Source organism: Nocardia sp. NPDC058633 (genome assembly GCF_042717045.1).
Classification (GTDB): Bacteria; Actinomycetota; Actinomycetes; order Mycobacteriales; family Mycobacteriaceae; genus Nocardia.
Genome location: NZ_JBHXRA010000022.1, coordinates 32,509 through 55,984, shown reverse-complemented (window position 1 = coordinate 55,984; position 23,476 = coordinate 32,509). Strand labels below are relative to the sequence as shown.

20 protein-coding genes are annotated in these 23,476 nt (G+C 67.8%); 4 read left to right on the top strand and 16 right to left on the bottom strand.

From position 1 onward, the window contains the following. Positions 1 to 25 precede the first annotated feature (25 nt). Positions 26 to 1,810: an alpha/beta hydrolase gene (locus tag ACFWUR_RS25895; protein ID WP_378910227.1), complete on the bottom strand. Its 1,785-nt coding sequence runs from the start codon at positions 1,808 to 1,810 to the stop codon at positions 26 to 28. Between the two features lie 23 nt (positions 1,811 to 1,833). Further along, the gene (gene purL / locus ACFWUR_RS25890) at positions 1,834 to 4,128 is read right to left on the bottom strand and encodes a phosphoribosylformylglycinamidine synthase subunit PurL (RefSeq protein WP_378910226.1); all 2,295 of its coding nucleotides are present in this window, start codon (positions 4,126 to 4,128) and stop codon (positions 1,834 to 1,836) included. 163 nt (positions 4,129 to 4,291) lie between these two features. On the opposite strand from purL, the gene ACFWUR_RS25885 reads away from it, so the two are divergent. Next, positions 4,292 to 5,581, top strand: coding sequence for a glycosyltransferase 87 family protein (locus tag ACFWUR_RS25885; protein ID WP_378910225.1), 1,290 nt, complete (start codon positions 4,292 to 4,294; stop codon positions 5,579 to 5,581). Positions 5,582 to 5,704: 123 nt separating this feature from the next. On the opposite strand, the gene ACFWUR_RS25880 is transcribed toward ACFWUR_RS25885, so the two are convergent. Continuing rightward, positions 5,705 to 6,997: a M18 family aminopeptidase gene (locus tag ACFWUR_RS25880; RefSeq protein WP_378910224.1), complete on the bottom strand. Its 1,293-nt coding sequence runs from the start codon at positions 6,995 to 6,997 to the stop codon at positions 5,705 to 5,707. Between the two features lie 61 nt (positions 6,998 to 7,058). Then, positions 7,059 to 7,496, bottom strand: coding sequence for a MarR family winged helix-turn-helix transcriptional regulator (locus ACFWUR_RS25875; protein ID WP_378910300.1), 438 nt, complete (start codon positions 7,494 to 7,496; stop codon positions 7,059 to 7,061). A gap of 60 nt (positions 7,497 to 7,556) precedes the next feature. Here ACFWUR_RS25875 and ACFWUR_RS25870 point away from each other — a divergent pair, with 60 nt between their 5' ends. Then, a complete protein-coding gene (locus tag ACFWUR_RS25870) occupies positions 7,557 to 8,630 on the top strand; it encodes a substrate-binding domain-containing protein (RefSeq protein ID WP_378910223.1) in 1,074 nt (357 codons plus the stop codon). Positions 8,631 to 8,655: 25 nt separating this feature from the next. On the opposite strand, the gene purQ is transcribed toward ACFWUR_RS25870, so the two are convergent. Continuing rightward, complete coding sequence (purQ, locus tag ACFWUR_RS25865; RefSeq protein ID WP_378910222.1) at positions 8,656 to 9,333, bottom strand: phosphoribosylformylglycinamidine synthase subunit PurQ; 678 nt, start codon at positions 9,331 to 9,333, stop codon at positions 8,656 to 8,658. 76 nt (positions 9,334 to 9,409) lie between these two features. Beyond that, positions 9,410 to 9,646: a phosphoribosylformylglycinamidine synthase subunit PurS gene (purS, locus tag ACFWUR_RS25860; protein ID WP_056818769.1), complete on the bottom strand. Its 237-nt coding sequence runs from the start codon at positions 9,644 to 9,646 to the stop codon at positions 9,410 to 9,412. Between the two features lie 97 nt (positions 9,647 to 9,743). Here purS and ACFWUR_RS25855 point away from each other — a divergent pair, with 97 nt between their 5' ends. Continuing rightward, positions 9,744 to 10,388, top strand: coding sequence for an MBL fold metallo-hydrolase (locus tag ACFWUR_RS25855; protein ID WP_378910221.1), 645 nt, complete (start codon positions 9,744 to 9,746; stop codon positions 10,386 to 10,388). Position 10,389: 1 nt separating this feature from the next. Here the strand turns inward: ACFWUR_RS25855 and ACFWUR_RS25850 are convergent, their stop codons facing one another. From ACFWUR_RS25850 to ACFWUR_RS25830, 5 genes are all read right to left on the bottom strand, one after another. Continuing rightward, entirely contained in the window at positions 10,390 to 11,736 is a 1,347-nt protein-coding gene (locus ACFWUR_RS25850) for a dipeptidase (protein ID WP_378910220.1), read from the bottom strand. 11 nt (positions 11,737 to 11,747) lie between these two features. Further along, entirely contained in the window at positions 11,748 to 12,185 is a 438-nt protein-coding gene (locus tag ACFWUR_RS25845) for a hypothetical protein (protein ID WP_378910219.1), read from the bottom strand. Beyond that, entirely contained in the window at positions 12,182 to 13,606 is a 1,425-nt protein-coding gene (locus tag ACFWUR_RS25840; RefSeq protein ID WP_378910218.1) for an APC family permease, read from the bottom strand. The genes ACFWUR_RS25845 and ACFWUR_RS25840 overlap by 4 nt, the downstream gene beginning before the upstream one ends. 193 nt (positions 13,607 to 13,799) lie before the next feature. Further along, entirely contained in the window at positions 13,800 to 14,501 is a 702-nt protein-coding gene (locus tag ACFWUR_RS25835) for a DUF2334 domain-containing protein (protein WP_378910217.1), read from the bottom strand. 310 nt (positions 14,502 to 14,811) lie between these two features. Next, positions 14,812 to 17,037 (bottom strand): S9 family peptidase, encoded by a 2,226-nt coding sequence (locus ACFWUR_RS25830; RefSeq protein WP_378910216.1) that lies wholly within the window; start codon positions 17,035 to 17,037, stop codon positions 14,812 to 14,814. Between the two features lie 146 nt (positions 17,038 to 17,183). Here ACFWUR_RS25830 and ACFWUR_RS25825 point away from each other — a divergent pair, with 146 nt between their 5' ends. Next, positions 17,184 to 18,221: a DUF2330 domain-containing protein gene (locus ACFWUR_RS25825; RefSeq protein WP_378910215.1), complete on the top strand. Its 1,038-nt coding sequence runs from the start codon at positions 17,184 to 17,186 to the stop codon at positions 18,219 to 18,221. A 128-nt stretch (positions 18,222 to 18,349) separates the two neighbouring features. On the opposite strand, the gene ACFWUR_RS25820 is transcribed toward ACFWUR_RS25825, so the two are convergent. The 5 genes from ACFWUR_RS25820 to ACFWUR_RS25800 all read right to left on the bottom strand — a co-directional run bounded on the left by ACFWUR_RS25820 (position 18,350) and on the right by ACFWUR_RS25800 (position 23,352). Beyond that, positions 18,350 to 19,309: an alpha/beta hydrolase gene (locus ACFWUR_RS25820; RefSeq protein ID WP_378910214.1), complete on the bottom strand. Its 960-nt coding sequence runs from the start codon at positions 19,307 to 19,309 to the stop codon at positions 18,350 to 18,352. Positions 19,310 to 19,445: 136 nt separating this feature from the next. Then, complete coding sequence (locus tag ACFWUR_RS25815) at positions 19,446 to 19,868, bottom strand: HIT family protein (RefSeq protein WP_056818792.1); 423 nt, start codon at positions 19,866 to 19,868, stop codon at positions 19,446 to 19,448. Positions 19,869 to 19,949: 81 nt separating this feature from the next. Continuing rightward, a complete protein-coding gene (gene purB / locus ACFWUR_RS25810; RefSeq protein ID WP_378910213.1) occupies positions 19,950 to 21,371 on the bottom strand; it encodes an adenylosuccinate lyase in 1,422 nt (473 codons plus the stop codon). A gap of 6 nt (positions 21,372 to 21,377) precedes the next feature. Beyond that, complete coding sequence (locus tag ACFWUR_RS25805) at positions 21,378 to 22,031, bottom strand: TetR/AcrR family transcriptional regulator (RefSeq protein WP_378910212.1); 654 nt, start codon at positions 22,029 to 22,031, stop codon at positions 21,378 to 21,380. Positions 22,032 to 22,188: 157 nt separating this feature from the next. After that, on the bottom strand, positions 22,189 to 23,352 hold the full coding sequence (locus ACFWUR_RS25800) for a pyridoxal phosphate-dependent aminotransferase (protein ID WP_378910211.1): 1,164 nt from the start codon (positions 23,350 to 23,352) through the stop codon (positions 22,189 to 22,191). Positions 23,353 to 23,476 lie beyond the last annotated feature (124 nt).

Sequence of the window (23,476 nt, the reverse complement as noted above, 5' to 3'; positions counted from 1 at the left end):
GAGGGGTTCGGCGCCGGACGGTTCGTCACTTCAACTGGCGCTCGGTGGCCATCGACTCTTCGAGGAACACCGCGATCCGGGCGGCCAATTCCGGCGTGTAGTCGGGTGGTCGGGCCACCGCGGCCCACGCCTCGGGCACCAGGTTGCCGTAGTTGTGGCCGTGTCCGTCCGAAACTGTCTGCGCGCGGGGAAGATCCGCGGCGACCTGCCAGAACGTCACGATCGGATACCACGCCATCGTCGGTGACACGTCGGGTCCACGCTTCTCCCGCAACCAATCCGGTTTGCCGAACAGCAGATCCGGCGACCACCACACCACCGGGTCGGAGGCGTGCTGCAGGTAGACGATGCGTGGGTCGTTCCACATCGGCGACGGCTCGGTGAGTTGTTCGGCGTTCGCGGCGAACCGCACCGACATTCCGTCGGCGTAGATCGGGGTGATCTCCTCGGTACCGGGGTCGCGCCTGGCCACGAACTCCGCCCACAGCCGGTTGGAGTTGGGCGGTCCCACCCACAGCACGCCGTCGGTGCGGTTGCGGATATCGGCCAGCCCGGAGAACGCGCCCTCCGATCCTTGCGAACCGAGGCTCTCGCCGTACACCAGCAGCTTCGGCCTGGCGTCTTCGGGCAGCGCCGACCAGCGGTCGTACACCTTGTCGAACAGCGTGCGCCCCATGGCCGTCGACTTGTCCCGGTCGGACAGGAACGACAGCGCGCTGGGCAGATACGAGTACTGCGTGGCCACCAGCGCGGTGTCTCCGCCGAACATCAACTCGATCGCCTCGGCACTGGTCGTATCGACCCAGCCGGTGCCGGTGGTACTGATCACCACGAGCACCTTGCGCTCGAAAGCCTTGGTGCGCTCGAGTTCGGCGATGGCCACGTCGGTCTGCGCCTCGACTCCGTCGGCTGATTCCAACCCCGCGTAGACCCGAATCGGTTCACGCGCAGGCTTGCCGGTGACCTGACCGATCGCCAGTGCCGTCGGCGCGTTCGACACGAACCACCGGCCTTCCGACCCCAGTGTGTCCCACGCGGCCAAAGAGCCGGGGCTACCGGAACGTTCGGGCAGCGTCGGCTGGATCGCGTTCGGCGAGGTATGGCTGTTGCGCGCGCTGAACGCCGAATTGGCCACGGCGAAGAAGCCTTTGGCCAGCACACCGTTGAACAGCAGCGCCGCCGCCACGACCACCACGATCACCCCGAGCGGCCGGGCGAAGGCAGTCGGAATCCGCACCCACTGGTTCAGCGCACGAGTCACCGCGCGCACCACCCGAACCACCAGCCGGGAGATCCAGATCAGCAGGCCGACCACCACCGCGCCGAGCACCACCGTGCGCGGATATCCCGCGTCGGACACCGGTTCCATCCCCATCAGATCGGTGATCTCGCGCTGCCAGGTCGAGGACTTGATGCTCATCAGCACCGCGAAGACCAGGCACGCGGCCACGATCGCGCTCTTCACCGCCACCAGCAGCCAGCCGGGCCGCCGCGCCCAGGCCGAGGCCACCTGGTCGGGCCAGGTGATCCGGGGTGCGACCCACTTGCGCCAGGCCCAGGCCAGCGCACAGCCGAGCCCGTAGCCGATCGTCGCGTTGATCCCGCTGACCAATCCTTGGAAGAACCAGTCACGGGGCAGCAGCGAGGGTGTCAGCGACAGCCCGAAGAACATCGTCGCCACGACCAGGCCGACGTAATTGGGATGAAAAAACCTCTCCACCAGGTGCATTCCCCGGACGAAGAGGTTGTTGTGCGCGTCGTTCTCGCGCACCGCGGACAGAGAAGTCGAGCCCGTTTCCTCGGTGGTCAAGCTCGACTCCTCATCCGGTCAGATCACGCGGTGTGTGCTCCGAACAGCTTAGGCAGCGTGGCTTCGAACGCCTCGCGCAATTCGGCGAGTGTCACCGAGAACTGTCCCTGCACCTCGACCGAATCCGAACCCTGGTCGACCACGCCGATGCGCACCCACGGCAGCTGCCGCGCGTCGCACATCTTGGTGAAACGGGTCTCCTCCGAGCGCGGCACCGCCACGAGCACGCGCCCGGCCGACTCGGAGAACAACTGCACGAACGGGTCCGAACCCTCGGGAAGCACGATGCGGCAACCGGTTTCGCCTGCCAGTGCCGCCTCGATGACGGTCTGTGCCAGACCGCCCTCCGACAGGTCGTGCGCAGCCGAGATCATGCCGTCACGCGAACCCGAGGTGAGCACCTCCGAGAGCAGCTGCTCGCGGGCGAAGTCGACCCGCGGCGGCACGCCACCGAGGTGATCGTGGACCACCTGCGACCAGATCGAGCCGTCCAGCTCGTCGTGGGTCTCGCCGAGCAGGATCAGCGACTCACCCGGCTCGAGGCCCAGACCGGTCGGGATGCGGCGGTGCACATCGTCGATCACGCCGAGCACGCCGACCACCGGGGTGGGCAGGATGGCGTCCTTGCCGGTCTGGTTGTAGAAGCTCACGTTGCCGCCGGTGACGGGAATGCCGAGGGCGGCGCAACCGTCCGCGAGACCGCGCACGGCCTGCTGGAACTGCCACATCACGCCCGGATCCTCCGGCGAACCGAAGTTCAGGCAGTTGGTGACGGCCTTGGGGGTGGCGCCGGTGGTGGCGACATTGCGGAAGGCCTCGGCCAGCGCCAGCTGCGCACCGGTGTACGGGTCGAGCAAGGTGTAGCGCCCCGACGCGTCGGTGGCCAGGGCGATACCGCGGCCCGAGGACTCGTCGATGCGCACGACACCGGCGTCGGCGTGTTCGGCCAGCACGGTGTTGCCGCGCACGTAGCGGTCGTACTGCTCGGTGATCCACTTGCGGCTGCACAGCTGCGGGCTGGCGATCATCGTCAGCAGGGTTTCGCGCAGCTCGTCGCCGGTCTTGGGCCGGTTCAGGGCGGCGGTGGTGTCGGCGATCAGCGCGTCCTGGGTGTCGGGACGCTGCACCGGGCGCTCGTACACCGGACCCTCGTGGGCGACGGTGCGCGGCGGCACGTCCACCACGGTCTCGCCGTGCCAGGTGATGACCAGGTGGTCGCCGTCGGTGACCTCACCGATGTCGGTGGCCAGCACGTCCCACTTCTTGCACACGGCCATGAACGCGTCCACGTTCTCCGGCGTGACGACCGCGCACATGCGCTCCTGCGATTCGCTCGACAGGATCTCCGCGGGGGTCATGTGCGCTGCGCGCAGCGGGACCTTGGTCAGGTCGATGTGCATGCCGCCGTCGCCCGCCGCGGCGAGTTCGGAGGTGGCACAGGACAGCCCGGCACCGCCGAGGTCCTGGATGCCGACGACCAGCCCGGCCGCGTACAGGTCGAGGCAGCACTCGATGAGCACCTTCTCGGTGAACGGGTCGCCCACCTGCACGGCGGGCAGCTTCTTGCGGCCGGTGCCGGATTCGTCACCGGAGAAGGAGTCCGAGGCGAGCACCGAGACGCCGCCGATGCCGTCGAGGCCGGTGCGCGCACCGAACAGGATGATCCGGTTGCCGTTGCCCGAGGCGAAGGCCAGGTGCAGGTCTTCCACGCGCATCGCGCCCGCGCACAGCGCGTTCACGAGGGGGTTGCCCTGGTAGGAAGCGTCGAAGACGGTCTCGCCGCCGACATTGGGCAGGCCGAGCGAGTTGCCGTAACCGCCGACGCCGCGCACCACACCGTCGACCACGCGACGGGTGTCGGGGGCGTCCGCCGCGCCGAAGCGCAGCTGGTCCATCACCGCGATCGGGCGCGCGCCCATGGCCATGATGTCGCGCACGATGCCGCCGACGCCGGTGGCCGCGCCCTGGTACGGCTCCACGTACGAGGGGTGGTTGTGGCTTTCCACCTTGAAGGTGACGGCCCAGCCGTCGCCGATGTCGACCACGCCGGCGTTCTCGCCGATGCCCGCCAGCATCGAGGCCTTCATCTCGTCGGTGGTGGTTTCACCGAAGTAGCGAAGGTGCACCTTGGAGGACTTGTAGGAGCAGTGCTCGCTCCACATCACCGAGTACATCGCCAGCTCGGCGTCGGTGGGCCGACGGCCCAGAATTTCCTTGATGCGGGCGTACTCGTCGTCTTTGAGACCGAGTTCCTTGTACGGCTGCGGAGCATCCGGGGTGGCTGCGGCGGTAGCGACGGTGTCGACCTGCAGTGTCACGGGAGACCAGGGTCCTTTCGGCCGGGGGGAACTTAGTCTGCAGAGTCTAATGGTTGCGGGCAGGCGGCCCGCCGCCCGTCCTGCCTCACGCTGGGGAGGTGGCCGGATTCGGTCTGGTCACACTTGCGGTTGGGCCACCGGGGTACCCGTTACTCTGACGGCCGTGAACGAAAGTCAGGGGGTTACCGAGCAACCGAGCGTTCCCGCGCGGGACGCGAAACCGAGCTCCACCTCGCTCGAACAGAATGCCGGCCACTCGGACCGCCAACGGCGATGGTTGACCATCGCCGTCGGATTGTTCGTGGTCTCCGCCGCGGTCGCGCTGCTCGCGCACTGGTGGCACGGGTTCATCGACCTGCAGGTCTACCGCAACGGCGCGCGCGTGTGGCTCGACGGCGGCGACCTGTACGGCCCGATGCCGCCGGTCTACGGGCTCGGCCTGCCGTTCACCTATCCCCCGCTGGCCGCGATGTTCTTCGTGCCGCTGGCCTTGATGCCGCTGGTGGTGGCCGAGGTCGTCGTGCTCTTGTCCTCGCTGGCGAGCCTGGGAATCGTGCTGTGGCTGGTGCTGGTTCGGGTGCGCCCTGAGCTCGACCGCATCTCGGTACTGACGGTGGTGATCGCCGGGCTCGGCCTGGCCCAGTTCCTCGAACCGGTTCGCCAGACCTTCAACTTCGGCCAGATCAACCTGATCCTGATGGCCGCGGTCACCATCGACATTCTCGCGCGCAAGCCGTTCTGGCCGCGCGGGATGCTGATCGGCATCACGGTGTCGATCAAGCTGATCCCGGCCGGGTATCTGCTGTACTTCCTGCTGCGCCGGGACTGGAAGGGCGCGGCCACCATGGTGGTCTCGGCCGCGGGCGCGGTGGGCGTGGGCTTCCTGCTGTTCCCGAACGACTCGGTCGAGTACTGGTTCCACACCGTTTCCGACACCGGCCGCATCGGCACGCCGTACTTCGCGGGCAACCAGTCGATCAAGGGCACGCTGTTCCGTCTCGGCATGGACGAATCGCTGGCGACGGGCCTGTGGATCGGGCTGTCGGTGCTGACGATCGCGCTGGCCTCGGTGTGGATGTACCGCTTGATCGGTGCGGGCAACGATGTCGGCGCGCTGCTGGTGAACGCGGCGGCGGTGTTGTTGATCTCACCGGTGTCGTGGTCGCATCACTGGGTTTGGGTGGCGCCCGCCCTGGTCGTCGCCGTCAGTCTGGCCGACCGCCGCCGCTCCCTGGCCTTCAGCGCTGTCGTCGCCTTGTTCACGGTGATGTTCATCGTGGGCCCGCAGTGGGTGCTGCCGCATTCGGGCGACAAGGAACTCGCCTGGGCGTGGTGGCAGCAGATCATCGGCAGCAGTTATGTGTGGGCCACGTTCGCTGTGATCACCTATGCCGCGATCACCTACCGACCGGCCCGAAAGTCCTCGGCTACGCCGGAACTCGCGAGCACCTGAGCACCGCGATCGGCGAGGAGCGCGGACCGCGCGACTTCGCGGTCGACCCACAGCCCGGACTTCGGCCCGGAACAGCGTTCCCGCCGAACTGAGCACCCCGGTCGTCGACGCCGCCGAATCGGGTCAGTCCGTGCTTTCCGGGGTCAGGAAGGCCGCGAGGGCCGAGGCGTAGGCGGGCACGTCGGCGGCGCCCATCAGTTCACGGCACGAGTGCATGGCGAGCTGGGGCGCGCCGACGTCGACGGTCGACATCCCCGTGCGGGCGGCCGTCATCGGGCCGATGGTCGATCCACACGGCAGGTCGGCGCGGTGGACGTAGCGCTGCAGCGGTACCTCCGCCTGCGCGCACGCCAGCGCGAACGCGCCCGCGCCCGCCGCGTCGGTGGCGTAGCGCAGATTCTGATTCACCTTGAGCACCGGTCCACCGCCGACCTCGATGCGGTGCGCGGGCTCGTGGCGGTCCGGGTAGTTCGGGTGCGTCGCGTGCGCCATGTCACCGGAGGCGACCACCGAACCGGCGAGGGCGGCAAGGTAGTCCGCACGCCCGCCGCCGCGGGCCAGCACGATCCGTTCCAGCACCGCGGGCAGCAGATCCGATTGCGCTCCCCGATCGGACTGGCTCCCGACCTCCTCGTGATCGAACATCACCAGCACCGCCGTCGCGGCCCCCGGCTCGTCGGCGGCGGCGAGGAACGCCTGCAGCCCGGCGTAGCAGGTGCCCTGGTTGTCGAGTCGCGGCGCGCTCACCAGATCGAGATCGCGGCCGACGATCGTGCTCGCCGCGAGGTCGTGGGTCATGAGTTCCCAGCCGAGCACATCGGCGCCGTCGACCTCGGCCCGCTCGGCGACGAAGTCGAGGAACGAGCCAGGCGCGTCACCGATTCCCCAGACCGCGTTGACGTGCCGCTGCGGGTCGAGGGTGACGCCGCGCCGGTCCTCGGACAGGTGGATCGCCAACTGCGGCACCCGCAGGATCGGCTCGTCGATCCGCACCAGAACCTCGCGCATCCGCGCGCCCTCACGCACACTGAGTCGCCCCGACAGACCCAGCTCACGGTCGAGCCAGGAGTTCAGCCACGCCCCGCCGTACGGCTCCAGCCCGACCAGCTGCCACCCGGCCCCCGCCAGATCGGGATGCTGCTTCACGCGCAGGTTGGGACTGTCGGTGTGCGCGCCGACCACCCGGAACGGAGCGGCGGGCACCGCGTCGTAATCAGCCCACGCGATCAGCGAACCACCGCGCACCACATAGTGTTTCCCGCCCGCGTCGTCCCACGCCGACGCCTCGGTCAACGGCGTGAACCCGTTGCCGTCGAGCTCGGCCGCCACCGTCGCACACACATGGAACGGGGAGGGTGAGGCATCGATGAAGGCACATAATCCGCTGGCCGTGGCCGCTGTCAGAGAAACCGGCATCCTGCGATCCTAGGCACGATGGATCGGCCCGGCACTCCGCCCCGGAATACCGGTGCCCGGATCAGTCGTCTCGTTCGGCGATCACCGCGAGCGCGGCCAGCAGGTCGCCGTAGCGGCGGATCCCGAGGCGCGATCGCAGTTCTTCCTCCGCGAGCTTCTCCTGCGCGCGGATTCGCGCGGCCAGCTTGGACCCGAGGCTGCTCAAGCCGATCAGGATCCGACGACGATCGTCGGTGGCGGCGACCCGGAAGATCAGCCCGCGTTCGGCCAGGTTGTCCGCGTGGCGGGTGGCCGAGGACGGTGCCAGCCGCGCCTGGGCGGCCAGTTCCGACATCGTCATCCCGTCGTCGGTGGACAACTGCGACAGGATCGCCCAGTGGTCGGCCGTGAGGTTGTCAGCCGACAGCGCCGATTCGAGCCGACCTACCCAGTTGCGCTCCGCGGAGCGCAGGGCGCCGTGCAGCGTGGAATACCCACTTGTGATGGCCACCGATTGCATTCCCACCTGCCGAGAAATTCATTCGAACAATCCTGTTCGCACTGGGCGATAGAGTACAGAATGCCTTTATACGGCCAGAGCCGGGATGAAACGATCGAGATTCTTTCGATCGTTCCCACGCAGGGCCCTGGTGGCATCTTCGCACCATCGTGTACCGCCGCCATTTCCCTGGCCGTAGACGAAATCAATAGCGGCACAGGAATTCTCGGCCGCGAAATCAAGCTCACCACCATCGACGGCGGCCGCGAGCCGGGCGAAGTCGCCACCGAAGTAGCGGCCTTCCTGGCCACCGGGATGGTCGGCGCGATCACCGGGTGGCACACCTCGGCCGTGCGCCGAGCGGTCGCCGAAGCGGTGGACGCCCGCGTCCCCTACCTCTATGCCACCGACCACGAGGGACTTCGCGACGAACGCCCCGGCGTGCTGTTGGTCGGCGAACATCCCGACCATCAAACGGTGCCCGCGGCCGCCTGGATGGGCCGCGAACTGGGCGTGCGCCGCTGGGCGATCATCGGCAACGACTACATCTGGCCCCGCCGAACGGCCCACGCCCTGCGGCGTTCGCTGCCCGACCGGGCCGATATCGTCGTCGAGCACTACGTGCCCCTCGGCACCACCGTCTTCGACGACTTCCTGCGCAACCCGGCGCTGCTGCTGGCCGACGCGGTCCTGATCCTGATGGTCGGCGCCGACACCGCCCGCTTCAATCGGCAATTCGCCGCCACCGGCCTGCCCGCCGTGATGGCACGCCTGAGCCCGGCGGTCGACGAAAACGTGCTGCTCAGCGCGGGCCCGGCCGCCAACACCAACCTCTACGTGGCCTCGAGTTTCTTCATCGACAGCCACACCGCGGAGGGCCGATCCCGGCGTGCCCGCTACCAGCAACACCAGGGCCGATTCGCCCCGGCGCTCACCACTTTCAGCAACTCCACCTACGAGGCGATCCACCTGTTGAACGCCCTGGCCGATGCCACCGGCACCCTCGACGTGAAAACCATCACCGCCGCCGCGGAAACCGGGCTGGTGCTCGACGGCCCGGCCACCCGCCGGGGTTTCCTGGGCAATCAAGCAGTCGGCCCCGCCCACCTGGCACAGGCGAACGGGGTCGACTTCGAGATCATCGACGCTCTCTGAGCGCCGGGACGGTGCTATCGGATGATCAGGCCTTGACGAAACTGTCGATCACCGAGAAGAACATGCCGAGACCGTCATCGCTGGGGCCCGTCAGTGCCTCGGTGGCGTGCTCGGGGTGCGGCATCAGGCCGACGACCCGCCCGTTGGCCGAGGAGATCCCGGCGATCCCGCGCTGCGAACCGTTCGGGTTCTCGCCCGCGTAGCGGAAAACCACACGACCTTCGCCTTCGAGTTCGTCGAGCACCTTCTCCGAAGCCTGGAAACGCCCTTCGCCCGACTTCAGCGGAACAAGAATCTGCGCGCCCGGCTCATACCGCGAACTCCACGCGGTATCGGTCGCTTCGACCTTCAACCACTCGTCGCGGCAGATGAAGTGCAGTCCCTCGTTGCGGGTCAGCGCGCCCGGCAGCAGACCGGCCTCGCACAGAACCTGGAATCCGTTGCAGATTCCGAGCACCGGCAGGCCCTGCCCGGCCGCCCGCACGACCTCACCCATCACCGGCGCGAAGCGAGCGATAGCCCCGCACCGCAAGTAATCCCCGTAAGAGAACCCGCCGGGCACGATCACCGCGTCGACACCTTTGATGTCGGCATCGGCGTGCCACAGGCTCACAGCCTCGGCGCCGGCCAACCGCACCGCCCGAGCGGCGTCGACATCGTCGAGCGTCCCGGGAAACGTAATTACGCCGATGCGCGCGCTCATGCCTGCGCCTCGCCGGCGCTCGGCTCCGACATGACCGCAGAGGCGGCTGTGCCTGTTGTGAGCTCGCTACGCTCCCTCATGAGACCCGAACGACCTTCCAGTCCTCGATCACCGTGTTCGCCAGCAGCGCCTCGGCGATCTGCTCGAGCTGGGCGTCCGACACACTGTCGTCCACCTCGAGCTCGAATCGCTTGCCCTGCCGCACATCCGAGATTCCAGCGAACCCCAGACGCGGGAGCGCGCCGACCACGGCCTGTCCCTGGGGGTCCAGAATCTCGGCCTTCGGCATGACCTCGACCACGACTCGTGCCACGCGTTGCTCCTCATGTGGTGTGTGGGTTACCTCAGAAATCCTAGTTGACCCGGCCGTCGCGCCCGCGTTCCGGGGTCGGGGCGGCTTAGCATCGGGTATGCGCATCGCCCACTTCGGACATTCCTGCATCCTCGTGGAACTGCACGGCGTGACAGTGCTGTTCGACCCCGGCACCTTCGCCCACGGGTTCGAGGGCATCACCGGCTTGGACGCGATCGCGGTGACACATCAGCACCCCGACCACATCGACCCGAACCGGATCGGCGACCTCATCGAGAACAATCCCGGCGCCCGCCTGCTGTCCGACCCCCAGACAGCGCAGCAGCGCAGCGAGGGATGGGAGCCGGTTTCAGCTGGTCAGGTACTGGATATCGGCGACTTACAGATCACCGGCGGCGGTGGCAGGCACGCGGTGATCCACCCGGAGATCCCGGTGATCGACAACACGGTCTTCCAACTCGGCACCGAGACGGACCCGGCTCAGCTCGTTCATCCCGGCGACTCGCTGTGGGTGCCGCCGGTCCCGGTCGGCGTGCTCGCCATCCCGGCCGTCGCGCCGTGGATGCGCATCTGGGACACCGTCGACTACCTGCGCGCCGTCAATCCCCGCACCGCGGTCCCCATCCACCACGGCATCATCGACGCCTCGGCCCACGGCATCTATTTCGGCAGGCTGACCGAAATGGCCCCGGCCGGCACCGAGTTCCGCGTCATCGAGCCCGAGGACCAGGGCCAGTTCTGACTCAGCGGTAATTGGTCAGGAACAACGCCTCGGCCAGCGCCATGTGCTCGATCTCGCTGGGGTCCACGCTCTCGTTGGGCGCGTGGATCAAGCATTTCGGCTCTTCGACGCCGATCAGCATGATCTCGGCGTTCGGGTAGGTGTCGGCGAAGACATTGCACAGCGGGATCGATCCGCCCTGCCCCTCGGTGGTGACGGGCCGCCCGTAGGCGGTCTGCATGGCCTCGGCCAGCGCGTCGCGGGCGGGCCCGTGTTCGGAGGCGACGAACGGCTCGCCGAGTGCCTCGAGTTCGATGTCGAGGTGGGCGTTGCACGGCAGGTGCGCCCGCAAGTGCTTTTCCAGCAGGTCGTAGGCCGATTTCGGCTCGGTGCCCGGCGGGATGCGCAGATTGAGCCGGGCGCGGGTACTCGGCTGGATCGCCGCCGACGACCCGATCACCGCGGGCACGTCCATCCCGAGCACCGTGAGCGCGGGTCGCGCCCACAGCATGTCCGACACGGTGCCGCTGCCGAGCAGGTCGACCCCGTCGAGCACACCCGCGTCGGACCGGAAGTCCGCGGCCGGGTACTGCACGCCGGTCCACGTCTGGTCGTCGGTGAGACCGTCGATCGTGGTGTTGCCGTCCGCGTCCCGCAACGACGCCAGCAACTGGATCATCGCGGCGAGAGCGTCCGGGGCCGGTCCGCCGAACATTCCCGAATGCATCGGCCCTTCGAGGGTTTTCACCGTCACCACCACATTCACCATCCCGCGCAGCGTCTGCGTGAACGTCGGCACCCCCACCGCGAAGTTGCCGCAGTCGGCGACCAGGATCGCATCCGATCGCAGCAGAGCGGGTTCGGCGACGACGAGCTTCTCGAGACCGCCGGTGCCCTGTTCCTCCGAACCCTCCGCCACCACCTTGATCCCGATCGGGAAGTCGGGTCCGATCGCGCGCAGGGCCGTCAGATGCGTGACGATATTGCCCTTGCAGTCGGCGGCTCCGCGCCCGTACCAGCGCCCGTCCTTGTCGGTCAACGTCCAGACCGGCGTCTCCCACGCGGCATCGTCGAGCGGGGGCTGGACGTCGTAGTGGCAGTACAGCAGCACCGTGGGGGTACCGGGCGGTCCCGGCTTCGACGCGATGACGGCCTTGCTGCCGTCCGGTGTCTCGTGCAGGCCGACCTCGGTCAGTCCCGCCGCGGCGAACGCGTCGGCCACCCACTGTGCCGCCTCCTCGCAGCCCGCGGCTGGGAACTGTCGCGGGTCGGCGACGGATTTCATCGAAACGAGCTGGGCCAGATCCTTTTTCGCCTGCCCCATCAGTCCGGAGACCTTGCCGCGCAGCGCCGTCACATCGTCGGTCATCTCGTCGGGCCTCATTTCGTCGTGTCGTCCAGCTTCAGGGTGTCGAGATGGGAGAGATAGTCCGGCAGGCGGTCCGGGCAGTACACGGCGATCGCGAGCGCCACCGCGTGGGTGGCGTCGCGCGGACCGATCACCGGACGCTGTCCCGGCCCGGCCGCACCGTTGGTGATCGAGGCCTGGTATTTCGCCTTGATCATCGGCGAGTTCGGATCGTGGCAGACCGATCCGCCGTCGTCGCCGAGCGCGGCGGCGATCACGCTCGCCTCCGGCGCGGGCAGGCCGGCGGCAGCCAGATCGTTGTGCAGCTGTTCGGCTTTCGCGGCGGCCTGGGTGTTGTCGCGGATCGCGGTGAAGGTGAAGAGCCCGGTCAGGGCGAACACCACGAGCAGCACACCGGTCGTGACGTAGATCCAGCGCCGGGTGCGGTCGGGAGCGTCTCCGGTCGTCATGGCTTCTCCTGCTCCGCTACGGCGAGTTTCCAGCTGTCCCTGCGATTTCGGTAGAACAGGTACGGGATGAGCAGCCCGACGATGCCCATGCCGCCGCCCACGATGAGCACGTACACCCACGGACTGCCCGCGCCGAATTGCGAGGGCGGCACGAAGCCGATCGTGAACGCGGCGATCGAGGAGGCGGCGCCGAGCCCGCACAGCGCCATCAGGGCGGGCGCCCGGTAGCCACGCGGGTGGTCGGGATCGTTTCTGCGCAGCTTGGCGGCCGCAGCGAACATCAGCACGTACATGATCAGGTACACCTGCGTGGTGATCACCGACAGAATCCAGTACGCGCTGGAGACATTGGGGATGAACGCGTAGAGCAGCGCGATGAACGTGGTGAACACGCCCTGGGCCACCAACATGTTCTGCTGCACGCCGTGCCGGTTGAGCCGGGTCAGGATCGGCGGCAGGTATCCCTCGCTGCGTCCGATCAGCAACAGCCCCTTGGACGGTCCGGCCAGCCAGGTGAGCATGCCGCCGAGCGCGGCGGCCACCAGCGCGATGCCGACGATCGGGGTGAGGAAGCTGATCCCGAAATGGCCGAAGAAGGCGTCGAAGGCCTGCATCACACCCGCGGTGAGACTCAGCCCGGCCGAGGGAACCACCCAGCTGATCGCCAGCGCGGGCAGGATGAAGATCACCAGCACCAGGCCCATGGCCAGAAACATCGCCTTCGGGAATTCCTTGGCCGGATTCCTCAGCGACGACACGTGCACCGCGTTCATCTCCATCCCGGCGTAGGACAGGAAGTTGTTCACGATCAGCACCAGGCTCGCCAACCCGGCCCAGGCGGGCAGCAGGTGCGACGAGTCCATCGGGGCCGAGGACGGATTGCCCTGCGCGAGGAATACCAGCCCGAGGACCACCAGCACTGTGCCGGGAATCAGCGTGCCGATGACCAGCCCCATACTCGACAGCCCGGCCACCGTTTTGGTGCCCTGCGAGGACACGTACACACCCGCCCAGTACACGGTGATGATCACGATCGCCACATACAGGCCGTTGGACGCCAGCGACGGATGAATGATGTAGGCGAAAGTACTCGCGACATAAGCGAGCAAGCTCGGATAGTAGAAGATCGTCATGGCGAACTGGCACCAGACGGCAAGAAATCCGAGCGGTTTACTCAAGCCCTCACTGACCCATTGATACACCCCGCCCGACCATCCCGACGCGAGTTCCGCGGCGACCAGCGAGGTCGGCATCAGGAACAGGATCGCGGGAATGACATAGAGGAATACACAGGCCAATCCGTAGACGGCCATCGTGGGCGCCGACCGCAGACTGGCCACCGAACTCGTGGTCATCAGCGCCAAGGTCAGCCAGGACATATATTTCGTCGTTGTCGCGACTTTCGTCGCGGTGCCTGTCATCAGCGCTGCCTCCTGCTGTGCTCACACAACTAACGGAAACCACTCGTCAACCGCTGAATGGTAACCGCCGCATGTCTGGCAGGAAGGCTCGAAACTCCGCCGAAATCGGACCGGTCACGGGTGCGTTCGTGGCCGGCGGCCCGGGGCCACCGCCGCGCGCTGATCGCCGGTACGCGCGGCGGCGGTGGCCGGGTCAGGCAGCTCTGGCCGTCGGGTGTGACTCCCAGCGGTACACATCGCTGTGGGCGCCGTGATAGAGGGCGAGATCGACCGCGTCGAGCATCGCCTGGCGCGGACCCGAGCGCTGCAACTGCGCCGCCGACACCGCCAACCGCAGCACCCCACCGCGCCGAGCGGTGCGCGCGGCGCCCATCACCAGCGCCCGGCACCACCACGGTTCGGCTCGGAAACCCTCGCCGATCCCGTACACCCGAGCACGTTGGGCCACATCACGTTCCAGGTCGAGCATGCTGGTGAGCCCGAACGCCATCCGAAAGCCCACATCGGGCAGCGCGGCCAGCGCACCCGCCGAGGCATCCCAGCGCGGCGCGGCGAACAGCCGGGTGCGCAGTTGCACCCGCTCCATCACCCGATCGGCGGCCGCGAGCCGCAGCGTCGCCTCGTGTCGCGGCAGGTCGGCGAACTCCGCGCGCCGCGCCTTGGTGGCCGCCTGGTCGTAGCCGTGCAGCACGATCGCATCGCCTTCGAGCCTGCGCCCGCGCAGCCAGGACTGCGTCGCCGGGTCCTCGACCAACCGGTACTTGCCCTTCAATCGGGGCGCGACCAGCAACGACAGACGCACGCCCCGCTCGTCCATCTCTCCGGCGAACTCGATCGCGGCATCGCGAGTCGTATCCCGGATCCCCGACACCGAAACGATCAACTCAGCGTTCATGCACCTGATGGTGACAGCCCGAGGTGACACCCGCGTGCTGCGCCGATGACGCCCGAACGAATTTCGGCGCACTCCTCACCACCACCGCCGGTGCAGTCGCACCACACAGTGGTCGACTGCCATCGATCGGTCCGCGAACGGTGCGCGCAGGACTCAGCGCCAACGACCCGACACCGCGGCGGAAACAGTCAGCGGCCCAGCGCGTTTGGTCCGGCGGCGGATCAGATCCGTCTCGATGCGGGTCACCGAGGCCAGCGCGGCGACAAGAAATGGGCCCTGGCTGTACACAGCCAGGGCCCACCCGTCACGATCAGGCGTCCGCGAGGCCGACCCGGTCGAGGACCCAGGCGTACTCGAAGCCGACTTCCTTCCACTTCTCGTAACGCCCGCTCACACCGCCGTGGCCGGCGGTCATCTCCGTTTTCAGGAGAACCTCGTTGTCGCCGGTCTTGGTGGCGCGCAGCTTGGCGACCCACTTGGCCGGTTCCACGTAGAGCACGCGGGTGTCGTTGAGGCTGGTGATCGCCAGGATCGCCGGGTAGTCCTTGGCCTCGACGTTCTCGTACGGCGAGTACGACTTCATGTACTCGTAGACGTCCTTGTCGGCCAACGGGTTTCCCCACTCGTCCCATTCGATCACTGTCAGGGGCAGCGACGGATCCAGGATGGAGGTGAGCGGGTCGACGAACGGCACATTGGCGAGGATGCCGGTGAACAGTTCCGGCGCCAGGTTCGCCACCGCGCCCATCAGCAGCCCGCCCGCGCTGCCCCCGTCGGCGATCAACCGGTCCGGTGCGGTGGCACCGGTGTCGATGAGATGGCTCGCGCAGGAGACGAAGTCGGTGAAGGTGTTCTTCTTCAGCAAGGTCTTGCCGTGCTCGTACCAGAGCCGACCCATCTCGCCGCCGCCGCGCACATGCGCCACCGCGAACACCATGCCACGATCGAGCAGCGACAGTCGCGACACCGAGAACGACGGATCGATGCTGGCCTCGTAGGAGCCGTATCCGTAGAGCAGAGTGGGTTTCGGGCCGTCGGGCAGCCCGCTGCGCTTGATGATCGAGATCGGAATCCGGGTGCCGTCGGTGGCAATGGCCCAATCACGGTGCTGTTCATAATCATTGGCGTCGTAGCCGCCGAGTACCGGCTGTTCTTTGCGCAACAGCAGCTCACCGGTGGCCGGCACGTAATCGAACACCTGCATCGGCGTGATGAACGAGGTGACCCCGACTCGCAGCGTCGGCTGTTCCCACTCCGGGCTCGAACCCGCACCGGCGGAGAACAATTCGAGGCCGAAATCGAGTTCGGTCAGCTCGCCGAAGCCCGCCGGGGTGAGCGGCCACACCGACAGGCGCGGCAGCGCGTCGCGCCGGTAGCTGAGCACCAGGTGGTTGGCGAAGGCGTCGATGTCCTCGAGCCGCACGTCCTCGCGATGCCCGACCAGCGTCGTCATGTCCGACGGATCGGTGGCGGGCGCGACGGCGAGGACGAAATTCTCCGCCTTCACCCCGTCGACCACGTCGTTGTGCAGGATCAGGAACTTGTCCTCGCCCGCGATCACCGCGTGCTCGGCCGAGTACTCCACGCCCTCGCGACGCGGCAGCAGCACTCGGAACTCCCCCTCGGGGTTGTCCGATTCCAGGATCCAGCCCTCGGTGGTGATCTTGGAACCGAGCCAGACCATCAGGTACTTCTCGGAGCGGGTCGCGCCGACGCTCACCCAGTAGCGCTCGTCGGGCTCGTGGAACACCGTCACATCGGCGTCGGAACCGGTGCCGACGCGGTGGCGCCACACGGTGTCGGGTCGCCAGGACTCGTCGACCGTCTGATAGAAGATGTGCGTGCCGTCCAGCGACCAGGTCGCCCCCGGCGCCGCACCCGCCACCTCGTCGGGCAGCAGCTCACCGGTGCGCAGATCCTTGATCCGCAGCGTGTAGCGCTCGTCGCCGGAGCTGTCGACGGAATAGGCGAGCAGGTTGCCGTCGTGGCTCAGCGAGAACGCGCCGAGGGCGAAGAAGTCCAGCCCCTCGGCGAGGATGTTGCTGTCGAGCAGCACCTGCTCGCCCTCGATCGCCGCGTCGAACTGCGAGGTTGTCGAGGGCCCTGCGTGGTCACGCTCCGCTACCGCGTCCGGGCCCGCCGACAACCTCGCGGAGCCCACCTCGAGCTGCGGCGGCGTCCACGCGTCGATGCCCTCGGCCTTCGCGTCGACGGGACAGCGGCAGTGCACGCCGTATTGCTTGCCCTCGAAACTGCGCGAGTAGTACCAGTAGTCGCCCAGCCGCGTCGGCACCGAGAGATCGGTTTCCTGCGTCCTGGCCTTGATCTCGTCGAAGATCTTGTCCCGAAGGGGCTGCAGCTGGTCGGTCTGCGCCGCCGTGTAGGCGTTCTCCGCCTCCAGGTACGCGATGACCTCGGGGTCTTCCTTGTCCCGCAGCCATTCGTAGTCGTCTACGAACGTGTCACCGTGGTGGACCCGCTCGAAGGGCGCCCTCTTCGCGATCGGCGCCGACACAATCTCATTCTCGCCAGCCATCCGTCCACCGTAGTCGCCCCGCTCCCACCGGGCCCGCCAACTCACCCCGGCAGCGTTCGGCGGCAGTGCGCTCACGTCGGGCGGCACGCCGACGACTGAGTAGTTCTGCGCATCTGCCGGGGGCTCGCTGTCCGTAGCCTGACCGCATGGGGATGCGGTACGCAATGCGAGCGTTGGTCGTGACTGCCGGGGTGGTGCTGGCCGCGGGGCCCGGGGTGGTGATGTCGGCGAACGCGTGCGCGTGCGGCGGTGTCGTCAGCGGGGACAGTTCGGCACGGGTGGACAGCGAGACGGCGGTCCTGGGCTGGGACGGACAGCGCGAGACCGTGCTGATGCGGTTGGGGATGCAGTTCGCCGGTGCCGACGCGGCGCTGATCGTGCCGACGCCGACCCCAGCGACAGTCTCGGCCGGGAGTCCGGATTCGTTCAGCGAGCTCTCGCGGATGACCGCACCCGAGCGGGTCACCGAATACGACTGGTTCGGCAGCGGCTCGCTGGGCAGCGACGCATCCGGCGCCGCCCCTGGCTCCGGCCCCGACGTGCTCGGCCAGGTGCAGTTGGGCCCGCTGGAGGCAACCACCTTGCGCGGCGGCGACCTCATCGGCATCCGAGAGTGGCTGGACACCAACGGTTATCACCTCCGACCCGAGGTGAGCGCCACCCTCGACCCCTATCTGCGCGAGGGCTGGTCCTTCGTGGCCATGCGCCTCACCAGCGCGAAGCCCCTCTCCGGCGCCCTCGACCCGGTCCGGCTCACCTTCGACTCCGACCGCCTCGTCTACCCGATGCGCATGTCGGCCGCCGCTACCGCACCCCAAAGGGTCCGCCTCTACGTCTTCGGTGACCACCGGGTGTCACGCGTCGACCCCGACACGGCTTCGCACACGATCACCACCGAATTCGCCGCTCCCGTCTGCGAACCCAGCGACGCGGACCTGAAAGCGCTTGCCGCGGGCGACAACTACCTCACCGAACTCTCGATCTACATCCCTGATCCCCGGACCATCACCAGCGATTTTCTCCTCGGTCCGGCCGCCGAGGACATCGGCGTGCGCGACCGGGTGGTGAGCAAGGAATACGTGGAGATCCTCGGCCTGCCCGCGGGTTACGTCCTGATCGTCGCCGGACTCTCGCTGGTGGGCGTGATCGCGGGCGCCACCGTGCGCCGCCGGTCAGCGAAGTAGCCACGATCGAACGCGATCGAATCGGCGGCCCGCTCGCCGTCGGCGGTCCCGCACGAGGGGGTCGAACACGCAGCGACCCGGCTCGTCGGCCGCAGAAACCGTCGAACCGGGTCGGGTACTGGAGGCTCTCAGGCCCCGAGCGCGGGACCGATCACCGGCCACGAGTGATGCAGGGCGTCCTGCCAGTAGGACCAGGAGTGCGTGCCCACCGGGTGGTAGTCGATCTTGGCGCCGATACCCGCGGCGCGCAGGCGCTGGTCGAAGGACACCATGCAGGTGTTCACGCCGAGCTCGATGGGTCCGCCGAGGAAGATGTTCTCGGCCAGCGTGGGCTTGAGTTCGGCCTCGTGGGGGCCGGGGATGCCGGTGCCGGTGGACAGGTACAGCGCCTTGCCGCGCAGCCCTTCGATCATCAGGGCCGGGTCGTGCGCGGCCCATTCGGGGCTGCCGGGCGCACCCCACATGTTGGCGGGGTTGCCGCCGCGGTTGACGATGGAGAACATCATCGCGCCTGCCGCCATCGCGATGTCCGGGCAGGCGCTGTAACCGGCTACGGCGCGATAGAGACCGGGGTGGCGGGCGGCCAGGATGTAGGCCGCGTTGCCGCCCATCGACAGCCCGCCGATGCCGTTCACCCCGTTGCCGTTGAAATGCCCGTCGATCAAGCCGGGCAGCTCCTGGGTGAGGAACGTTTCCCACTTGTACCGACCGAATCGCGGATCATCGGCGATCCAGTCGGTGTAGTAGCTGGCCTGGCCACCCATCGGCAGCACCACGTTGACGTTCTTGCCGCGGAAGAAGGCTTCGGCGTCGGTGGCGTTGGTCCAGGTGCTCTGGCCGATGCCGGGGTCGAGCCCGTCGAGCAGGTAGTACGTGCCGCGCGCGCCGCCGCCCGCCGGATGCAGCACCTGGAGGTCGATATTGCGGCCCATCGCGGGCGAGGTGACGGTGATGGCCGTCCGATGCGGAGTCATCTCGTTGACCCCGATGATCTGTGCGGCGGACGCCGTCGCGGGATGCACCACCGCAGGTCCGATCACAGCAAGAGCAAGAGCCAGCACTGCAGCAGCAACACCTGTACGACGCACGACCTACCCTCCATAACCGCATGCCAATGACAGTCCAAGGTAACCCACAGGTGAACGAACTCTGAGCATTCGACATTCACGGCGTTTCCTCAGCAAACTCGCTGGTACGCAATGACCGCTTCGCCCGGAATTCGGTTCAGCGGGTGAGCGCGCCCCGGATCGAACCGGCCAGGTAGTCGAGATCCGCCCGCGCGGGCGAGGTCGGCCGCGCACGCAGGCCGAAGCCGTCGCCGGGCGTCCGCGGGATCACGTGCAGGTGCACATGGAACACTTCCTGCCCGGCCGTGACCCCGTCGGCGAGAAAGAAATTCACCCCGTCGGCGGCCACTTCACTGCTGCGCAACGCGGCGGCGATCTGCTGGCCCACCTGAAAGAGCTTGCCGCCCAAGGCGGGATCGAGATCGGCCAGACTCGGCGCGGGCACCTTGGGCACCACGAGCACATGCCCCGGCGTCACGGGACGAATGTCCATGAAGGCGAGCACCTCGTCGTCCTCGTAAACCTTCGAGGACGGGGCGGCCCCGGCGATGATGTCGGCGAAGATCGTGTACGGATTCACCCGCGTACGGTATCGACCTCGACGCGCGAAAGCCCGCCGGCTGCGCCCGAGAAGCGACAGTGGCGGGCTGATTCGCACGAGTCAGAGAATCGGCGACGGCGTGTAGCGCGCGGCGTCCGGATTCGCCTCGACCAGCTTCTGCACCTGCGCGACCACCTCGGACACCTGGTCCGACGCCGCTCCGATGAACGCCGCCTTGTCGGCCAGCGCCGCGTCCAAGCCCGCGCGGTCCAGCGGCATCCGGTCGTCGGCAGCCAGACGATCCAGCAGATCGGGTTCGCGCCCCTGCTCGCGCATGGCCAGCGCCACCGCCACCGCGTGCTCCTTGATGACCTCGTGCGCGGTCTCGCGACCCACGCCCGCGCGCACCGCCGCCATCAGGATGCGGGTGGTCGCCAGGAACGGCAGGTAGCGATCGAGCTCACGCGAGACCACCGCCGGGTAGGCGCCGAACTCGGCGAGCACGGTCAGGAAGGTCTCCATCTGCCCGTCGATGGCGAAGAACGCGTCCGGCAGCGCGACCCGGCGCACCACCGAGCAGAACACGTCGCCCTCGTTCCACTGCGCGCCCGCGAGCTCGGCGGCCATCGAACCGTAGCCGCGCAGGATCACCTGCAGGCCGTTCACCCGCTCACACGAGCGGGTGTTCATCTTGTGCGGCATCGCCGACGACCCGACCTGGCCCGGCTGGAAACCCTCGGTGACCAGCTCGTGCCCGGCCATCAGCCGAATCGTGTGCGCGAACGACGACGGCCCGGCACCCAGCTGCACCAGCGCGGAGAGCACATCGTGGTCCAGCGACCGCGGATACACCTGGCCCACGCTGGTGAACACCGTCGCGAAGCCGAGGTGGGTGGCGACCTGCCGCTCGAGGGCGGCGAGCTTGCCCGCGTCACCGTCGAGCAGGTCGAGCATGTCCTGGGCGGTGCCCATCGGGCCCTTGATCCCGCGCAGCGGGTAGCGGTCGATCAGATCGCGCATCCGGGCGAGGCCGACCAGCATCTCGTCGGCGGCGGAGGCGAAACGTTTGCCCAGCGTGGTGGCCTGGGCGGCGACATTGTGCGAGCGCCCGGCCATCACCAGCGTCTGGTACTCGGCGGCCCGCTCCGCCAGCCGCGCCACGATGGCGATGCCGTGGTTGTAGACGTGTTCGAGGGAGAGCCGGATCTGCAGCTGCTCGACGTTCTCGGTGAGGTCACGGCTGGTCATGCCCTTGTGCACGTGTTCGTGCCCGGCGAGGGCGTTGAATTCCTCGATGCGCGCCTTCACGTCGTGGCGGGTGACCCGCTCACGCTCGGCGATCGAGGCCAGGTCGACGTGGTCGATGACGCGTTCGTAATCGTCGACAACCCCTGCGGGGACATCGATTCCGAGTTCGGCCTGCGCACGCAGCACCTCCAGCCACAGCCTGCGCTCGAGCACGATCTTGTTCTCGGGCGACCAGAGCGCGACGAGCTCCGGGCTGGCGTATCGGGTGGCGAGGACATTCGGGACGAGGCTCACGAGCACTCAGTCTAATTGCCGCACCCGTTCGGGCTGCTGGGGCATCATGTTGGGCACCACGGGCGGGGCGACGATGTCGATCATTTCCAGCAGGCCTGCCCGGGCGGGGCGGCGTGGTTCGGGGTGGCCCTCGATCAGCGCGGCGACCACCGCACCGTCGACGACGGCCACCATTCTGCGTAGCTGCTCGGGGCGCACCACTCGGTCGGAGCGGCGCAGCACGTCGGCGAGCAGTTCTTCGAGCTGCGTGCGTAGTCGGAGCTGGACCTCACGTAACTCGGGATGACGGGCCGAGGCCACGGAGCGCTCGTAGCGGGCGATCAGCTGGCCGCGCGCGTCCAGGTCGCCGTCGTCGGGGCCGACGAGTACGTCGAGAACCAGCTCGACCGTCGCTTCGGTGCCCCGCCTGCGGTGACTGACCTCGCCGACCCGGCGGCGCATCGCGTCGAGTTCGATGGCTCCGCTGAACTCGACGGCGCGGGCGATCAGATCTTCCAGAGACTCGAAGTAGTAGGTGGTCGACGCGAGTGGAAGATCGGCTCGCGAGGCCACCGAACGATGTCGAACGGCGTCGAAACCGCCTTCGAGCAACAGCTCAGCCGCCGCCGCCACCAGAGCCTGTCGGCGTCGTTCACCTTTCGGGGTCGTTGCGGTGGTCACCGTGCAACAGTGCCAGTCATCATCAGTTCAACCGTGCGCAATCGTCATCGGGGAAACACTGGGAATTCGGGATAACTGAGTTTTACCGTATCCCGGCACAGATGTGTTCGTACTACGCAAAGTTGTTGTCGCACATCACTGTTGACAAGGGGTCGGATCAACCCTTCAAGAACCGTCCCAGACGCTCCAGTGCTGCGGCGATGTCGTTTGTGGAGCCTGCGAAGGAAAAACGGACCGTGTGGTTTCCATTTGCGGTGTCGAAATCGAGTCCGGGCGCCAGTGCGACCCCGGTTTCGGCGAGCACCTCGGCGCACCAGGCGCGGGAATTGTCGGTCAAATGACCAATATCGGCATAGGCGTAGAAGGCGCCGTCGGCGGGCGCGAGATCGGTGATTCCGATCGCGGGCAAGCCCTCCAGCAACAACGCCCGGTTGCGCGCGTACCGGCGCACATGCCCGTCCAGTTCATCCTTGGCTTCCGGTCCGAAAGCGTGCACGGCCGCGTACTGGGAGATCGCGGGCGGGCACACCGTCATATTCGACGCCAGCCGTTGCAGCGCCGGACGCAGATCCGCCGGGGCCAACATCCAGCCCAGTCGCCAGCCGGTCATCGAGAAGTACTTCGACACCGAACCGATCACCACCGAATCGCGGGAGAACTCCCACGCCGAGGAGGTCGGCGTGCTCGCGCCCGCGTAGGTGATGCCGTGATAGATCTCGTCGGAGATCAACAGGGTGCCGTGCCGCTCGCACCAGCGGGCCAGCGCGGCGAGTTCGGCGGGGTCGATCATGGTGCCGGTCGGGTTGGCCGGACTGGCCACCACCAGCCCCGCTGGCGGTTCGGGCAGGGCTTCGAGCATCGCGACCGTCGGCTGGAATCTGGTCTGTGGGCCGCAGTCCAGCTCCACGACCGCGCAGCCGAGTGCCGAGAGCGTGTTGCGGTAGGCCGGATAGCCGGGGCGCGCCACCACCACGGTGTCGCCCGCGTCGAAGGCGGCCAGGAAGATCAGCGTGAACGCCCCCGACGAGCCGGTCGTCACCACCACGTCGTCCGGGTGCACGTCGTAGCCGTAGGTCTCGCTGTGATGACCCGCGATGGCCTCACGCAGCGGCAGAATGCCGAATGTCTCGGTGTAACCGAGCAATTCGTGGTCGATGGCGGCCCTGGTCGCCCGCAGCACCGGCGCCGGCGCCTGCGTCGAGGGCTGACCCGCCGCGAGCACCAGCACATCCGCATGCGACCTGGCGCGCTCAGCTGCCGCTTTCCACACATCCATCACGTAGAAAGGAGCAATGGCCGACCGGCGCGATTCTCTGGACACCCGAGAGACGGTAGAGCACCCGATTGCCGGCGTTCACGGATATGGTCGGCACAATGGCTCCGACAGCGAATACGCAGCCACCGACGCGACCTCCATGGTCACGTCGGGGCCGGGGCGCGGGGGC

Excerpts from the sequence above, each read along its gene's own strand:
- ACFWUR_RS25825 (WP_378910215.1), top strand. The coding sequence starts at position 17,184 with ATGGGGATGCGGTACGCAATGCGAGCGTTGGTCGTGACTGCCGGGGTG.
- ACFWUR_RS25835 (WP_378910217.1), bottom strand. The coding sequence starts at position 14,501 with ATGAACGCTGAGTTGATCGTTTCGGTGTCGGGGATCCGGGATACGACT.
- ACFWUR_RS25840 (WP_378910218.1), bottom strand. The coding sequence starts at position 13,606 with ATGACAGGCACCGCGACGAAAGTCGCGACAACGACGAAATATATGTCC.
- ACFWUR_RS25880 (WP_378910224.1), bottom strand. The coding sequence starts at position 6,997 with ATGCCGGTTTCTCTGACAGCGGCCACGGCCAGCGGATTATGTGCCTTC.
- purQ (WP_378910222.1), bottom strand. The coding sequence starts at position 9,333 with ATGAGCGCGCGCATCGGCGTAATTACGTTTCCCGGGACGCTCGACGAT.
- ACFWUR_RS25875 (WP_378910300.1), bottom strand. The coding sequence starts at position 7,496 with ATGCAATCGGTGGCCATCACAAGTGGGTATTCCACGCTGCACGGCGCC.
- ACFWUR_RS25845 (WP_378910219.1), bottom strand. The coding sequence starts at position 12,185 with ATGACGACCGGAGACGCTCCCGACCGCACCCGGCGCTGGATCTACGTC.
- ACFWUR_RS25850 (WP_378910220.1), bottom strand. The coding sequence starts at position 11,736 with ATGACCGACGATGTGACGGCGCTGCGCGGCAAGGTCTCCGGACTGATG.
- ACFWUR_RS25830 (WP_378910216.1), bottom strand. The coding sequence starts at position 17,037 with ATGGCTGGCGAGAATGAGATTGTGTCGGCGCCGATCGCGAAGAGGGCG.
- ACFWUR_RS25855 (WP_378910221.1), top strand. The coding sequence starts at position 9,744 with ATGCGCATCGCCCACTTCGGACATTCCTGCATCCTCGTGGAACTGCAC.
- ACFWUR_RS25870 (WP_378910223.1), top strand. The coding sequence starts at position 7,557 with ATGCCTTTATACGGCCAGAGCCGGGATGAAACGATCGAGATTCTTTCG.